The sequence below is a fragment of the Tersicoccus sp. Bi-70 genome (assembly GCF_001968825.1).
Lineage (GTDB): Bacteria > Actinomycetota > Actinomycetes > Actinomycetales > Micrococcaceae > Tersicoccus.
In genome coordinates, this window is record NZ_MIEU01000016.1 from 368,048 (window position 1) to 382,213 (window position 14,166).

General features: G+C 75.6%; 11 protein-coding genes and 1 tRNA gene. 5 read left to right on the forward strand and 7 right to left on the reverse strand.

Annotation, left to right across the window (positions count from 1 at the left end):
• Nucleotides 1-31 precede the first annotated feature (31 nt).
• Both BGP79_RS14205 and BGP79_RS14210 read right to left on the reverse strand, forming a co-directional pair.
• Nucleotides 32-103: transfer RNA gene (locus BGP79_RS14205), tRNA-Gln, on the reverse strand.
• Nucleotides 104-317: 214 nt separating this feature from the next.
• Nucleotides 318-1,355: a hypothetical protein gene (locus BGP79_RS14210; protein ID WP_076696582.1), complete on the reverse strand. Its 1,038-nt coding sequence runs from the start codon at nucleotides 1,353-1,355 to the stop codon at nucleotides 318-320.
• Between the two features lie 171 nt (nucleotides 1,356-1,526).
• Between BGP79_RS14210 and BGP79_RS16790 the strand changes: the two genes are divergently transcribed.
• Both BGP79_RS16790 and BGP79_RS14215 read left to right on the forward strand, forming a co-directional pair.
• Nucleotides 1,527-1,700: a hypothetical protein gene (locus BGP79_RS16790; protein WP_198928489.1), complete on the forward strand. Its 174-nt coding sequence runs from the start codon at nucleotides 1,527-1,529 to the stop codon at nucleotides 1,698-1,700.
• Nucleotides 1,697-2,344, forward strand: coding sequence for a bifunctional 2-polyprenyl-6-hydroxyphenol methylase/3-demethylubiquinol 3-O-methyltransferase UbiG (locus tag BGP79_RS14215; RefSeq protein ID WP_076696584.1), 648 nt, complete (start codon nucleotides 1,697-1,699; stop codon nucleotides 2,342-2,344). Before BGP79_RS16790 ends, BGP79_RS14215 begins: the two co-directional genes overlap by 4 nt.
• A gap of 18 nt (nucleotides 2,345-2,362) precedes the next feature.
• Here BGP79_RS14215 and BGP79_RS14220 read toward each other — a convergent pair whose 3' ends face one another.
• The 5 genes from BGP79_RS14220 to BGP79_RS14240 form a co-directional block, all read right to left on the reverse strand.
• Nucleotides 2,363-4,198: an ABC-F family ATP-binding cassette domain-containing protein gene (locus BGP79_RS14220; RefSeq protein WP_076696586.1), complete on the reverse strand. Its 1,836-nt coding sequence runs from the start codon at nucleotides 4,196-4,198 to the stop codon at nucleotides 2,363-2,365.
• A gap of 39 nt (nucleotides 4,199-4,237) precedes the next feature.
• On the reverse strand, nucleotides 4,238-5,236 hold the full coding sequence (locus BGP79_RS14225; RefSeq protein WP_233121557.1) for a 4-(cytidine 5'-diphospho)-2-C-methyl-D-erythritol kinase: 999 nt from the start codon (nucleotides 5,234-5,236) through the stop codon (nucleotides 4,238-4,240).
• A gap of 2 nt (nucleotides 5,237-5,238) precedes the next feature.
• Nucleotides 5,239-6,162: a 16S rRNA (adenine(1518)-N(6)/adenine(1519)-N(6))-dimethyltransferase RsmA gene (gene rsmA, locus BGP79_RS14230; RefSeq protein ID WP_076696589.1), complete on the reverse strand. Its 924-nt coding sequence runs from the start codon at nucleotides 6,160-6,162 to the stop codon at nucleotides 5,239-5,241.
• Between the two features lie 79 nt (nucleotides 6,163-6,241).
• The gene (locus tag BGP79_RS14235) at nucleotides 6,242-7,594 is read right to left on the reverse strand and encodes a ubiquitin-like domain-containing protein (protein WP_076696591.1); all 1,353 of its coding nucleotides are present in this window, start codon (nucleotides 7,592-7,594) and stop codon (nucleotides 6,242-6,244) included.
• Nucleotides 7,595-7,776: 182 nt separating this feature from the next.
• Complete coding sequence (locus BGP79_RS14240; RefSeq protein WP_076696593.1) at nucleotides 7,777-8,814, reverse strand: TatD family hydrolase; 1,038 nt, start codon at nucleotides 8,812-8,814, stop codon at nucleotides 7,777-7,779.
• Between the two features lie 102 nt (nucleotides 8,815-8,916).
• On the opposite strand from BGP79_RS14240, the gene BGP79_RS14245 reads away from it, so the two are divergent.
• From BGP79_RS14245 to BGP79_RS14255, 3 genes are read left to right on the forward strand one after another with little or no spacing between them, the layout of a single operon-like run.
• Nucleotides 8,917-9,903 carry a MoxR family ATPase gene (locus BGP79_RS14245; RefSeq protein ID WP_076696595.1) on the forward strand — a complete coding sequence of 329 codons (987 nt, stop codon included), beginning with the start codon at nucleotides 8,917-8,919 and terminating at the stop codon, nucleotides 9,901-9,903.
• A 35-nt stretch (nucleotides 9,904-9,938) separates the two neighbouring features.
• A complete protein-coding gene (locus tag BGP79_RS14250) occupies nucleotides 9,939-11,564 on the forward strand; it encodes a DUF58 domain-containing protein (protein WP_076696597.1) in 1,626 nt (541 codons plus the stop codon).
• Nucleotides 11,561-14,050 (forward strand): DUF3488 and transglutaminase-like domain-containing protein, encoded by a 2,490-nt coding sequence (locus BGP79_RS14255; protein WP_076696599.1) that lies wholly within the window; start codon nucleotides 11,561-11,563, stop codon nucleotides 14,048-14,050. The genes BGP79_RS14250 and BGP79_RS14255 overlap by 4 nt, the downstream gene beginning before the upstream one ends.
• Nucleotides 14,051-14,166 lie beyond the last annotated feature (116 nt).

The following is a 14,166-nucleotide window of genomic DNA, read 5'->3' on the forward strand; positions in this document are numbered from 1 at the left end:
TTCGTTCTCCTCGCATCGGGGATTCGGGTCGTTCCGCCCCTAGGACTCGAACCTAGACTCCACGGCTCCAAAGGCCGGGGTGCTGCCATTACACCAGGGCGGACCCACCCGGTCCTGCTGCGCCGGGCGACCCCCACAGTGTAGGTCCCGGCTCGGGACGGTCGTGAATCGGCGAGGCGCCCCGGCAGGGTGCGCGGCCGCGCCACGGCGGTGTCGACGGGGCACGCGGAGACGGTCGTGCGGCGGCGCGTCGGCCGGGCCGGACGGGCCGCCGTCACCGGTGTCGAGGTTCAGGCGTCGCAGTTCGTGCTCGTGACTCAGGCGTTCGGCGGGGTCGCGTGGTCGTCGCCCTCCGCCACCGCCCGGGTGGCGTGGTCACCGGGCCGGCCGGCGACCAGGACGGGCACCGGGACGCTGGCCGGGACGGCGTGGTGCAGGGCCGCGGCGGTCGCGCCGTCGGGGGCCACCACGTGGCCGTGCGACTGCAGCAGCAACCGCTGCACGCGGTTCCACCCGGTCGCGGCGTCCTCCCCCGCGGCCAGGCTGGTGGCGACGTCCCAGACGGCGCCGATGACGACGGGTCGGCCCGCGCCGCCCGCTGCGGGATCAGCCGACCGGTCGCGGGTGGAGCCGGCGCGCTGCGAGGTCGCGGCGCGGTCGGAGGAGTCGCGTCCCTTCGCGTCGCCGCCACCGGCGGCCTCGGTGACACCGGCGCCGGGACCACTCGCACCGGCAGAAGCATCGACGGCCGGAGACGCGTTCGCGCCGACGCCGTCGGACCCGGCGCCCGGAGCCGGACGCGGATCCGCGGGGCGTTCCTCGGCGTCGCCGAGCTGGTCGTGGAGGACGTCGATCAGGTCGATGACCTGCCCGATGCGAGGCACGGCCGGGGCGTTGCGCAGGACGGCCGCGACGTCGAGGGCGGCGGCACGGTCGGCGAGCATGCGCAGCCGGTCGACGGCGTGGCCACCCGCGGGATCCCCGGCGACCCGGGCGACCGCCTGGGCCGTTGTCAGGGTCAGGGTCAGGGACTCGGCACCGACGTCGGCGGCGAGGTCGAGGTACTCGGCGACGTCCGCGGCCACGCCCTCGTCCGGCCGCTCCGCCAGCAGGTCCGCCGGCGCGGTCACCGTGATCAGGCGCAGGCCCGCCTCCCGGAGCCGTCGCCGGTAGTCGTCACGCACGCGGGAGCCGAGGTGGATGCCCAGGGCCTCCCCCGGGCCGGCCGCCAGCCCGATGACGGTGACGTCGTGCGCACGGCACCGCTCGATCACCTCGTCGAGGCCGGCCGCTCCGTCCACGAGCCAACCGGGTGCGGGTTCACCGGGCTCGGTGCGCGGAGCGGCAGTCGTCATGCGCTCAGTCTTCCACGCCGCACCGACGGCACGGCGTGGAAGCACTGCGTGCTCGCCGCACCGGCAGTCCCGGACGGGTACCGTTCTGGATACCCCCGGGGGTATAGTGGCAGCGAGCGACACCACCGTCGCTCGAACCCGTGAACCACTGAATCCTGGAGGAGAACCACCATGTGCCGAGCCGTGACCTGCAAGACCTGCGGAAAGACCACCTGGGCCGGCTGCGGCCAGCACGTCGCCGACGTCAAGCGCTCGGTTCCCGCCGGTCAGTGGTGCAACGGCCACCCCAAGGAGCAGAAGGCGCCGGCCGAGGGCGGCCTGTTCGCGCGCCTGTTCGGTCGGTGACCGACCACCGGCACGACGACGCGGCCGACCGCAGCCCCCGGCAGTTCTGGGAGCACCGGTACCGCGACGAGCAACGCGTGTGGTCCGGGCGCCCCAACCCGGCGGTGGTCGAGGCCGTCTCCCCGCTGCCGCCGGGCAAGGCCCTCGATCTCGCGTGCGGCGAGGGCGCGGATGCGATCTGGCTCGCCGGCCGCGGCTGGACCGTGACCGGGGTCGACATCGCGTCGACCGCCGTCGACCGCGCCCGCCGCGCGGCAGAGGACCGGGGCCAGGGGGACGTCGCCCGCTTCGTCGCCGCCGACCTGACCGACTGGGAACCCGCGGGGCCGTACGACCTCGTGACGGCGAGCTTCCTGCACTCCCCGGTCGAGGTGCCGCGCACCGCGATCCTGCGGCGCGCGGCCGAGCACATCCGCGTCGGCGGTCATCTGCTGGTCGTCTCGCACGCGGCGCCCCCGCCGTGGTCGGGGCTCGCCCGGCAGCCCGGGCACCGTTTCCCCGGGCCGGAGCAGGAGTTCGCCGAGCTCGAGCTGGGGCCCGCGTGGCGGATCGTCACCGCACGGACGAGCAGCCGCCCCGCGACCGGGCCCTCGGGAGAGTCCGCCGAGCTGCTCGACGGCGTGCTGCTCGCGCAGCGCCACTGACGGCGCCGGCACTCCTCGTCAGATCGACTCGCCGAGCTCCAGCCAGCGTTCCTCGAGCTCGGCGGTCTCCTGCTCGAGGTCGTTGATCACCGCCATCTCCTTGCCGAGACCGACGTAGTCCGCCTGGTCGTGATCGGCGAGCGCGGTGCGGCGGGTGGAGATCTGCTCGGTGAGCTTGCCGAGGCGCCGCTCGATCGCGGCGAGCTCCTTCTGGGCGGCGCGCAGGTCCGCCCCGGACAGGCCGGCGCCGGACCCCGGATCGGACCCGGCTGAGGCCGCGGAGCCCGGACCGTTCCCGTTCGATGAACCGGCCCGGGACGACGCGGAACCGGCCGCGTCCTGCGTCGTGCGCAGCCGCAGGTACTCGTCGACGCCGCCGGGCAGGTGCCGCAGCCGGCGGTCGAGGATCGCGTACTGCTGGTCGGTGACCCGCTCGAGGAAGTACCGGTCGTGGCTGACGACGATGAGGGTGCCCGGCCAGGAGTCGAGCAGGTCCTCCATCGCCGCGAGCATGTCGGTGTCCAGGTCGTTCGTCGGCTCGTCGAGGATCAGCACGTTGGGCTGCTCGAGCAGGATGAGCAGCAGCTGCAGCCGTCGCTTCTGCCCGCCGGAGAGATCCTTGACCGGCGTGGACAGCTGCGCCGAGGCGAACCCGAGCCGCTCGAGCAGCTGGCCGGGCGTCAGCTCCTGCGCCTTCGACCCCGTGCCGAGGGTGTAGGTGGCGCGGAGCCGGCCGACGACCACCCGCACCGGGTCCGCGAGGTGCTCCTCGAGCTCGTCGAGACGCTGGGTCAGGGTCGCGACCTTGACCGTCTTGCCGCGCTTGACCCGGCCGGTCGTCGGATCCACGGCCCCGTCGATCAGTCCCAGCAGCGTGGACTTGCCGGCGCCGTTGACGCCGAGGATGCCGGTCCGCTCCCCCGGCGCGAGCCGCCACTCGACCCGGTGCAGCACCTCGTGGTCGTCGTAGGCGACCGAGACGTCGAGGAGGTCGACGACGTCCTTGCCGAGCCGCGTGAGGGCGAGGGACTGCAGGTCCACCCGGTTGCGGATCTCGGGGACGTCCTCGATCAGGGTGTTGGCCGCGTCGATGCGGAACTTCGGCTTCGACGTCCGGGCCGGGGCTCCGCGCCGCAACCACGCGAGCTCCTTGCGGGCCAGGTTCTGCCGCCGCGCCTCGCTGGCCGCCGCCTGCCGGTCCCGCTCGACCCGCTGCAGGATGTACGCCGCGTAGCCGCCCTCGAAGGGCTCGACGATGCGGTCGTGCACCTCCCAGGTCGCGGTGCAGACCTCGTCGAGGAACCAGCGGTCGTGGGTCACGACGAGCAGGCCGCCGGCGTTCGCGCTCCACCGCCGCTTGAGGTGCCCGGCCAGCCAGGTGATGGCCTCCATGTCCAGGTGGTTGGTGGGCTCGTCGAGGGCGAGGATGTCGTGGTCGCCGCGCAGCAACCGGGCCAGGGAGACGCGGCGGCGCTGGCCGCCGGAGAGGGTGCCGAGCGTCGCGTCCCACGGCAGGTCGCCGAGCAGACCGGCGATGACGTCGCGGGTGCGGGCGTCACCGGCCCACTCGTGCTCCGGCTCGTCGCCGACGACGGCGTGGCCGATCGTCTCGTCGTCGGGCAGGGTGTCGGCCTGCTCGAGCACGCCGATCCGGGTGCCGCCGCGCACGGTCACCCGTCCGCCGTCGGGTTCGCGGCGCCGGGCCAGCATGGCCAGCAGGGAGGACTTGCCGTCGCCGTTGCGGCCGACGATGCCGATCCGGTCCCCCTCCTCCACCCCGAGGGTCACGGAGTCGAAGACGACCTTGGTCGGGTACTCGAGGTGGAGGGCCTCGGCCCCCAGAAGATGCGCCATATCCCTTCAAGGGTAGGCGAGACGGCGGGGTCCTCCCGCTCAGCCGCCGGTGCGGGTGAGCACCTGCGCGCCGCCGACGGCGCCCGTCACCGGGACCGCGTCGAAGCCACGGTGGCCGAGGCTGGTGGCGACCGCCTCGGCGTCGTCCTCGTCCAGGCACAGCAGCGCGAGCGTCGGGCCGGATCCGGAGACGATGCCGGCGAGCGCCCCCGCGGCCAGGCCCTCGGCCAGCACCGGGCGCAGCTGCGGGGCCAGCGTCAGCGCCGCCTCCTGCAGGTCGTTGTGCAGGACGGCGGCCAGGCCGTGCGGGTCGCCGGCGCGCAGGGCGTGCAGGACGTCCGCCGGTGGGGCCGGCACGGGGATGCGGTCCGGTCCCGCCCCGCCGGCCACCTCCTGCCGGTGCTCGTCGAGGGCGGCGAAGGCCCGCGGCGTCGAGATGCCGAAGCGGGCGGGCACGAGCACCCAGTGGAACGGCCGGGGGGCGAGCGCCGGCGTCAGTTCGGTGCCGGTGCCGAGGCCGACGGCGACGCCGCCGAGCAGGGCGAAGGGGACGTCCGCGCCGAGCTGCTCGCCCAGCCGGGCAAGGGCACGACTGCCCAGGGCGGTGCCGAGCAGGGCGTCGCACGCGACGAGGGCCGCGGCGGCATCGGCCGAGCCGCCGCCCATGCCGCCGGCCACGGGCACGGCCTTGCTCAGCCGCAGGTGGACGCCGCCGTCCCAGTCGGACGCGGCGAGGACGAGGGCGGCGGCGCGGGCGGCCAGGTTGGTCGCGTCCCGCGGGATCGTCGCCAGCAGGTCGACCCCGCTGTCGAGCTGCCGGCGGGCCTGGGCGGCCAGGACGCTGCCGGGCGTGAACTCGACGGTCAGGCTGATGCCGGGCTCGTCGGTCGCCGTGGCGGTGACGTGCTCGAGCAGGGAGACGGCCTGGTAGATGCTCGCCACCCGGTGGTAGCCGTCCTCGAGCAGCGGCCCGACCAGGAAGCAGACGTTGATCTTGCCGGGTGCGCTGACGGTGACCGAGCCGCCGGTTCCGGGCACGGTCAGCCGGCCCGGTGCGGGGTGGGCGGGTGCTCGGCCGGGCGGGGCTCGACCGGGCGGTGCTGGGCGAGCCGGGCGTACGCGGCGATGTCGAGCGTCTCGCCGCGGGCCGTCGGGTCGATACCGGCGGCACGCAGGGCGGTCTCGGCCGCCGCCGGGGAGCCGGCCCAGCCGGCGAGGGCGGCCCGCAGGGTCTTGCGTCGCTGGGCGAACGCGGCGTCGATGACGGCGAACACCTCACGCCGGTCCGCCGTCGTCGGCGGGGGCGGCTGCCGGACGAAGGAGACGAGGCCGGAACTGATCCGCGGGGCCGGCCAGAAGACGTTCGCCCCGACGGTGCCGGCCCGGCGCACCCTCGCGTACCAGGCGGCCTTGGCGGAGGGAACCCCGTAGGTGCGGCTGCCGGGGCCGGCGGCCAGCCGGTCCGCGACCTCCTCCTGCACCATCACGAGCCCGTGGTCCAGGGTGGGCACGGTCGCGAGCAGGTGCAGCAGCACGGGCACGGCGACGTTGTAGGGCAGGTTCGCGACGAGCGCGGTGGGCCGCCCGGGAAGGCCGGTGACGGCGGCGGCGTCGGCGGTCACGACGGTCAGGGCACCGGCCCGGTCCGGCCGGAACCGGCGCACGGTGGCGGGCAGCTGCCCGGCGAGGACGGGGTCGATCTCGACGGCGACGACGGCGGTCGCGGCGTCGAGCAGCCCGAGGGTGAGGGAGCCGAGCCCCGGACCGACCTCGAGCACGGTCTCGTCCGCGGCGACGTCCGCCGCGGCGACGATCCTGCGGATCGTGTTGGGATCGATCATGAAGTTCTGGCCGAGCGTCTTGGTCGGCTGCACCCCGGCCTGCTGCGCGAGCTGCCGGATCTGTGCCGCTCCCAGGAGGCCGTCGGTGGAGCCGGCCGCGGGCGCGGGCAGATCAGCGGTCATGCCAATCATCGTAGCGACGCCGCGGGCTCCCTCACGCCGCACGACGCGGCTCGGGTGGAGGGGCCGCGTGGGCACCCGTCTAGGCGAGGCCGCCGGAGAGGAGCGCGGACCGGGTCGCCGTCCCGACCCCGGAGAGGACGCCGGACGGGTCCCCGCCGACCACCGGGGCGGGCGCTGACGGCAGCACCGTGGACGACGACGCGGATCCGCCCGTGGCGTTCCCGGTCGCCGGCTGCGGGCCGGCCGCCGGGGCATCCGTCGAGGAGGTCGACGCGGACGGCGCGGGCGAGGAGGCCGACGGCAACGGCGAGCCCTCCGCCTGCGGCAGCCGGGCGTCGGAGGTCTGCTCCGGCTGGGTCGGACCGGGCTGCGTGGGGTCCGGCTGGGTGGGATCCGTCGGATCCGGCATCGAGGACGACGGCTGGGGGGCCGGAGCGGGGGCGGCCGTGGCGGGAGCCGCCGGGGCCGGCGCGGGATCCGCGGGCAGGGAGCCGGTGCCGGGGACGGCCGCTCCGCCGTCGCTCTCCGGCGGGGCCTGACCGGGCCGGTCCAGGGTGCCGACGGAGACGATGCGGGAGACGGGCTGCCGGACGGTCGTGGACCCCACGAGCACCCGTCCGCGGGGCTGTCCGTCGACCGTACGGGTCGCGAAGCTGCGCACGATCTCCCCCGGCACCCCGTCGCGCAGGACGACGGTCTCGCCCGCGTACCGGGTGGGGTCCTGCCGCACCTCGGTGCTGTACGGGACGCTCTCGCGTTCCTTCACGGTGGGACCGGTGCCGATCCGGGTGACGGTGATGCGCAACTGCGCGGTCGGCACGCTTCCGGCGTCGGGCGTGACCTGGTCCCGCGCACCGATCCGGATGCCCTGCTCGGTGACGGCCTGCCGGACGGTCGGCGCAGCGGTGCGCACGGTCGACGTCCGGCCGTCGACGGTGATGGTGATGCGCTTGGGTGTCGCGATGGCGAGGGGGTGCGGTGCGGTCGTCAGGTCCCGGTCGTCGGGGACGGCGGCCCGGGTGCCGGCCGGCAGGGCGAGCGAGTGGATCAGCTCGCCGACCGTGCGCAGCGGGGTGGTCAGGTGGCGGGGTCGCCCGTCGATCACGAGGTCGAGCTCCTTGGCCCGGGTGATGCGGATGGCGTCGTCGTCGCCCACCTGCTCGTCGAGGCCCGGGTCGACGTCGTCCTGCGCGCCCGCGGTCACCCCGGCCTGCGCGAGCACGTCACCGACGCGACCGGCATCGGCCTGCACGGCCGTGGTGGTGGGCCGCGCGGCGCCGTCGATCACGGTGATGGTGACGGTGCGGGCGGGCGAGGCGACGGCCAGGCCGACGGCTCCGGCGACGGCGAGGACGCTCACGAGCACGGCACCGGCGAGGAACCCGGCGATCCGGCGCTGACGCCGGCGGCGCAGAGTGGGACGGGTGGTCACGAGGCAGGCCCCCCAGGGCTTGGTCGGTGGCGCAGACGCCGGCGTCCGCCGCGAGGCGCACGGACCCGGCAGCGGGACGGCGGGCGGCCCGGATCCGCGGGCGGCCTGGTTCGACCGTAACCGAATCGTGACCTGATGGCCAACCACCACGCCGTCCGGGGACGTGTGGCGTCATCCGGTGATCAGGTGGCCGGCACCGCCGGGGAGGCGTCCTCGTCGGCGGCCCACGTCCCGTACACCCGCTCCGTGTTCTCCCGCAGGACGGCGCACAGCTCGGCCAGCTCCGTCCCGCGCGTCGTCGCCATCGACCGGACCGTGTACGGCACCAGGTAGCTGGCGTTGGGGCGCCCGCGGTGCGGGTGCGGGGTGAGGAACGGGGCGTCGGTCTCGACGAGCAGCAGCTCGGGGCGCGCGACCCGCAGCGCCTCCCGCTGCGCGTCGGCGTTCCCGAAGGACACGGTGCCCGAGAAGGACATGTACCAGCCCCGGTCGTTGCACAGGCGGGCCAGCTCGCCGTCACCGGAGAAGCTGTGGAACACGACGGCGGGAGGCTCGGGGGCACTGCGCAGGATGGCGACGACGTCGTCGTGGGCGTCCCGGTCGTGGATCTGCAGGGCCTTGCCGAGCCGGCACGCGAGGTCGAGGTGCCGGCGGAACGAGGTGTGCTGCGGGCCGGCGTCCTCGCGCGGCGTGCGGAAGTAGTCCAGGCCCGTCTCCCCGATCGCCCGGACCCGCGGGTGGGCGGCGAGCGCCTCGATCTCGGCCAGGGCGGCGTCCAGCTCGCCGCGGGCGGCGTACCGGACGGCCTCGTTCGGGTGGATCGCCACGGCGCCGAGCAGCCGCGGGTCCCGCTCGATCGCGGCCACGGTGAACCGGGAGGACTCGAGGTCGCAGCCGACCTGCACCGCGCCGGCGACGCCCACCCGTTCGGCGGCGTCCAGGGCGGCAGCCGGATCCACCTCGACCAGCCCGTCGTGGAAGTCCAGGTGGGTGTGGTTGTCCATCACCGGCAGGGGCAGCGGCTCGGGAGCCGGCGGATAGGTCAGCCGGCGCGACCGACCGTTCTCCCCCGTCGAACTGCGCCGGCGGCCCGGCTCCGACTCTGCCCCCGACCCCGCCTCCGACCCGGCCTCCGACGAGCCGGCTGCGGCGGGGGTCCGGTACTCGGGCGGGGCCTGACCGGCGGCGGGCGGACGGGCGTCGCTGGAGGAGGGGGACATGTGTCCAGCGTAGCCAGAGCGAGGTTGGGTACGCTGGTCGGATCGCGGCTGCGCATGCCCACCGGGCAGGGCGGGTACCGCGCCGTTACGAGCGGAGAGTCCATGGCGACAGGAGCCGAACCCGGCACCGCGGCCGAGCTGACGGAGGCGCCGTTCGCGGCCCTGACCACGGCGGTCCTCGACGCGATCGGCACGGTGATCGACGGCAAGGCCGAAGCGGCGCGCACCGCCCTGACGGTGCTGCTGGCGGAGGGCCACCTGTTGCTGGAGGACGTGCCCGGGGTGGGCAAGACGCTGCTGGCCCGCTCCCTGGCCCGCACGATCGACGCGACGGTCACCCGGATCCAGTTCACCCCGGACCTGCTGCCCTCGGACGTGACCGGGGTAGCGATCTTCGACCAGCGCACCACCGAGTTCGAGTTCCGGCCCGGCCCGGTGTTCGCGCACCTCGTCATCGCCGACGAGATCAACCGTGCCTCCGCGAAGACCCAGTCCGCGATGCTCGAGTGCATGGAGGAGCGGCAGGTCACGGCCGACGGGATCACGCACCTGCTGCCCGAGCCCTTCATGGTGGTCGCGACGCAGAACCCGCTGGAGATGGAGGGCACGTACGCGCTGCCCGAGGCGCAGCGGGACCGGTTCATGGCGCGGGTGACGCTGGGGTATCCCGACGAGAACGCCGAGATCACCATGCTGCGCACGCATCAGGCGGCCTCCCCGCTGGAGGATCTGCGGCCGGTGATCGGCCTCCCCGAGGTCGCCTCCCTGATCCGGCAGGTCCGCGCCGTCTACGTCTCCGACGCGGTGCACGCCTACGTGGTGCGGATCGGCAACGCCACCCGCAACCACGCGGGCCTGTCCCTGGGCGCGAGCCCCCGGGCGCTGCTGCAGTTGCTGCGGGCGGCGAAGGCGGAGGCCGCCCTCTCGGGCCGGGACTACGTGCTCCCCGACGACGTCGCCCGCCTGGCCCCCACGGTCCTGGCCCACCGCCTGGTCCCGGTGCGCCGCTCCTCCGACCCCGACGCCGCGGTGGCCGACGCCCTGGACGCGGTCCTCGCGTCCGTGCCGGTCGAGGCCGGCCGGGGCTGACGACGGAGCGGGCGGGGAAGGCAGGGACGGCGGCGATGTACCGCGACGCCACCGCGCGAGGCTCCCGGGGCGGGGCCGGCCGCGACGGGGAACGTCGTGGCGGCACCGCCCGGGCCGCTGCGCGCTCCGCGGACGAGGCCCGCTGGCCCCTGACCCGGCGCGGCTGGAGCTTCCTCGCCGTCGCCGTCGCGGCCCTGCTGGCCGCGCAGATCCTGGGCCGGCGCGACCTGCTCTCACTCGGCATCTTCCTGCTCCTGCTGCCGGGCGCGGGCCTGCTGTACCTGAGGTGGTCCCGCCCCGTGCTCACCGCGCGCCGCTGGTTCGACCCGGACCGGGCGGAGGTGGGCCGGCCCGTGCGCGTGCACCTGGCCGTGGACGGCACCGTCAACGGCGTGCAGGCCCTCGCCCAGGAGGACGTGGACCCCGCGCTGGGCACCCCGCTGCGGTTCCGGGTGCCCGAACCGGGGCAGATGCCCGCCGGCGACGGCGCGCGCACCCGGCGCGTGCGCGGCCGGTACCGCTACGAGCTGCACCCGACCCGGCGGGGTGTCTACACCGCCGGCCCGCTGCGACTGCGCCGCCAGGACCCGTTCGGAATGACGGCACGGCAGGTGCTGACCGGGGAAGCCGATACCGTCGTCGTCCGGCCCCGGCTCGTCGACCTGCGCGGCGGGCAGGACGAGGGCTGGCGCGACGTGCGCGGACTGAGCCCGGCCGTGCGCACCACCGCACAGTCGGACATCGACGTCAGCACCCGGGACTACCACCCCGGCGACCCGATCCGCCGCGTGCACTGGCCCGCGAGCGCCCGCCATGGCAAGCTCATGGTGCGCCAGGAACTGAGCACGACGACGCCCCCCGCCGTCCTGCTCGTCGACGATCGGATCGGCGCCCACCTCTCCCGCACCGGGGCCGCGTTCGCTCCGTCCGCCGGCAGCGGGCAGCTCGTCACCAGCGACGGGTTCGAGCTGCTGGTCAGCCTCGGCCTGTCCCTCGCGGCGGAACTGAGCCGGATCGGGGCCGACGTCGTCGTCCGGTCGGCCGACGGGAACCCCCTGCTCGGGACGAGCCCGACGGCGCTGGACGACCGCCAGGAGCTGTTCGCCCGCGCGGCCGGCGTCGCCGACCTCGCCGAGGGACTGGCCGGGCTGTCGCTGCGCGAGACCGGCCGGACCGCGGCCGCGCGAACCCGGCGGGGCCTCTCGCGTGGCAACCGGCCTTCCGGGTCCGGCCGGTCCGGCGAGGACACCGACCACCCCGCCGATCACCCCGTCTTCGATCCGGCGGTGCTGCGCGGTCTGCCGCACGACGTTCCGGACGGGGACCTGTTCGTCCTCGCCGGCGAGCTGACGGACACGGAGACCGCGAGACTGGCCGCGCTGGCCGGCTCGGTCGCCGCCGCCCACGTCGTGCTCGTCCTCCCCCGCCCCGAGGCCGCGGGCCGCACCCTGAACCGGCTGCGCGACGCCGGTTGGGCGGCCGTCGCGGTCGAGCGCCACGCGACGGTCCGCTCCACGTGGGAGACCCTCACCCGCGAGCACACCACGCGGCCGGCCCGGCGCCACCCCCTCGTCACCGGTCCCATCGGCGGGACGGCCGGCGGGACCGGCTCGGTCGGCCGGCCCGGCAGCACCACCGACTCCCGAGGATCCACCCGATGACCGTCACCGACACCCCCCCCGCCGGGCCTTCCGCCGGTCGCCCCGCCACCGGCTCCTCGCCCGGCGCGTCGGGGCGACGCCGCGGTCCCGGGCGTCTCGATCCCTTCGGCATGGTGCCGGCGCTCGTCGTGCTGATCGCCGTCGGACTGACCCTCCCCCCGGTCACCGGGGTGCTGCTGGGCAGCGCGTGGATGGTGCCGGTGCTGGTGTGCACCGCCGTCGCCCTCCTGCCGGTCGCGCTGCTGCGCGTCGTCCGCGCGCCCGAGGGCGTTCTCACCGTCGCCGGGGCCGTCGTCCTCGTCGCCGCCGTGAGCGCCGTCTACTTCCCGACGACGACCCTGCTCGGCGTCGTCCCGACCACGGGCACGCTTACCGCCGCCGCCGACGCGTTGACGGCCACCTCGGACCTGATCCGCACCTCGGTGATCCCCGTCGAGGCGGACACCGGCACGCTGATGCTGTTCTCGGTGGCCGCGGGGCTGATCGCCCTCGTCGTCGAGGCCCTCGTCTTCAGCCTGCGGATGCCGGCGCTCGGCGGCGTCCCGTTGCTCGCGCTGCTGCTGGTGCCCGCGCTGATGCGCCCGGACAGCATCGGGGTGCTCGGCTTCGCCGGGGCCGCGGTCGGCTACCTGCTCGTCCTCGCCGCCGGGCATGCGTGGGCGCTCCGCCGGTCGCCGGAGGGCTCGTCCGCGACCGTCTCGTCCGCCACGGCCGCCGATGCTGTCGTCGGCGGCGACGGCCCGTCCCGGCACACCGACACGCTGGACTCGGCCCCGGCGGGATGGGTCTCGACGGCGATCCTCGGCGTCGTCGTCCTCGTCGCCTCGCTGGCCGTGCCCGCCGCGATCCCCGGTTTCACCAGTGGCCTGTTCCCGCACGGCTCCCGGTTGCGGCTGGTCGAACCGGACGACCGGGTGAGCCCGCTGATCCGCCTGGGCGACGATCTGAAGGCACCGCAGGCCGGGCGCGGCGAGGTCCGGTACTCGACGACCGCGGACAACCCCGTCTACCTGCGGATGTCCACCATCACCGACCTCGAGGGATCCCAGTGGGGGCCCGATCAGGACACCCGCGCCTACGAGTCGCTGCGCAACACCCTGACCGACGGGCCGGCTCCTTCGGGCCGCACCGACTACGCCCGGGTGCAGACCACCGGGTACTCCATGCCATGGCTCCCGCTCCCCCAGAACGCCCGGTACGTCAGCACCGACGACGCCCGCTGGCTCGTCAACCCGAGGACCGGCGACGTGCGCACCGTGGACGGTCACGGCTACCCGTCCGCCGAGTACGCGACCCAGCTGATCACCCCGGAACTGACGCGGCAGGGCCTGCTCGCCTCCCCGAACCGGGTGCCCGCATCGATGGCGTCCACCCTGCAGCTGCCCAACCAGATGCCGGCCGTGATCAGGGAGACCGCGGACCGGCTGGCCGCCACCAGCCCGGACCACTTCGCCCGGGCGCTCGCCATCCAGCAGTTCCTGCGCGGCGGCTCGTTCACGTACTCCCTGGACGCCCCGGGCCGCAACGGGTACGACGGCACCGGGATCCGCATCGTGGGCGAGTTCCTGACCCAGCGCGAGGGCTACTGCGTCCACTTCGCGTCGACGATGGCCGTGCTCGCCCGGGCCATGGGCATCCCCAGCCGGATCGTGGTGGGACTGGCGCCGGGCCGCGTCGCCGAGTCCCCGGTGGGCGACACCAGCCGCGCCCCGCGCGGGCAGCAGTGGCAGACCTTCTCGTCCGACTCGCGGGACGCGCACGCTTGGCCGGAACTGTGGTTCGAGGACGACGGCTGGGTGCCGTTCGAGCCCACGCCGGGCCGCGGCGTCCTGCCCGGATACACGGTGACGCCCGGTGGCGGGGCCTCCGCGGCGCCGGACACCAGCGGTGAGGACCCGCGGCAGCAGAGCGGCGCGGCCCCCGCGGCGGCGCCGGAGTCGGCCTCGGCCACCACGGCCCCGGACGCGGCGACCACGCAGGCCACCCGCACGAGCTCGCCGTGGCTGGCCGGCCTGGTCACCGGGGTCGTGCTGCTGATCGCGCTGCTGCTGGTGCCGGCCCTGCTGCGGGTGACGCGGCGGCGACGGCGGCTGGACGCGGTGCGCGACGCCGACTCCGGCACGGCCGCACTGACGGCCTGGCGGGAGGTCGTCGACACGGCCGTCGACGTCGGCCGCGGGCCGGGAGCGCACGAGACGCCGCGGGCCTTCCTGGCCCGGCTCGGCGGCTCCAGCCCCCTCCCCGCGCCGGCGGCGGACCGTCTGGTCGCCGCCGTCGAGCGGGCACGGTACGGACGGCCGGTGCCGGCCGGGGCAGGACCGTCCCGGCCTCCGGAGCCCGAGCAGGACGACGGTCGGGTGCGGGCCGCCGACGTCGAAGCCCTGCGCGCCGCCCTGCTGCGTCCGCTCCCCCGGACGGCCCGGTGGGGCGCCGCCCTGGCACCGCGCTCCCTACTCACCCGGCTCCGTGACCGCGGCGACGGCTGACACCCCACCGGCGTCCCGCTCCACTCCTCGTCACCGTCAGAACCCCGGAACGACAGGGCGACGAACGGCGCCCCACCCGATCGGGTGGGGCGCCGTTCGTCATCCGAGCGGATCCG

What these genes read in the sequence shown, in the direction of transcription:
- BGP79_RS14220 (WP_076696586.1), bottom strand. Translation starts at nt 4,198, where the DNA reads ATGGCGCATCTTCTGGGGGCCGAGGCCCTCCACCTCGAGTACCCGACC.
- BGP79_RS14210 (WP_076696582.1), bottom strand. Translation starts at nt 1,355, where the DNA reads ATGACGACTGCCGCTCCGCGCACCGAGCCCGGTGAACCCGCACCCGGT.
- BGP79_RS16790 (WP_198928489.1), top strand. Translation starts at nt 1,527, where the DNA reads ATGTGCCGAGCCGTGACCTGCAAGACCTGCGGAAAGACCACCTGGGCC.
- BGP79_RS14240 (WP_076696593.1), bottom strand. Translation starts at nt 8,814, where the DNA reads ATGTCCCCCTCCTCCAGCGACGCCCGTCCGCCCGCCGCCGGTCAGGCC.
- rsmA (WP_076696589.1), bottom strand. Translation starts at nt 6,162, where the DNA reads ATGACCGCTGATCTGCCCGCGCCCGCGGCCGGCTCCACCGACGGCCTC.
- BGP79_RS14255 (WP_076696599.1), top strand. Translation starts at nt 11,561, where the DNA reads ATGACCGTCACCGACACCCCCCCCGCCGGGCCTTCCGCCGGTCGCCCC.
- BGP79_RS14245 (WP_076696595.1), top strand. Translation starts at nt 8,917, where the DNA reads ATGGCGACAGGAGCCGAACCCGGCACCGCGGCCGAGCTGACGGAGGCG.
- BGP79_RS14250 (WP_076696597.1), top strand. Translation starts at nt 9,939, where the DNA reads ATGTACCGCGACGCCACCGCGCGAGGCTCCCGGGGCGGGGCCGGCCGC.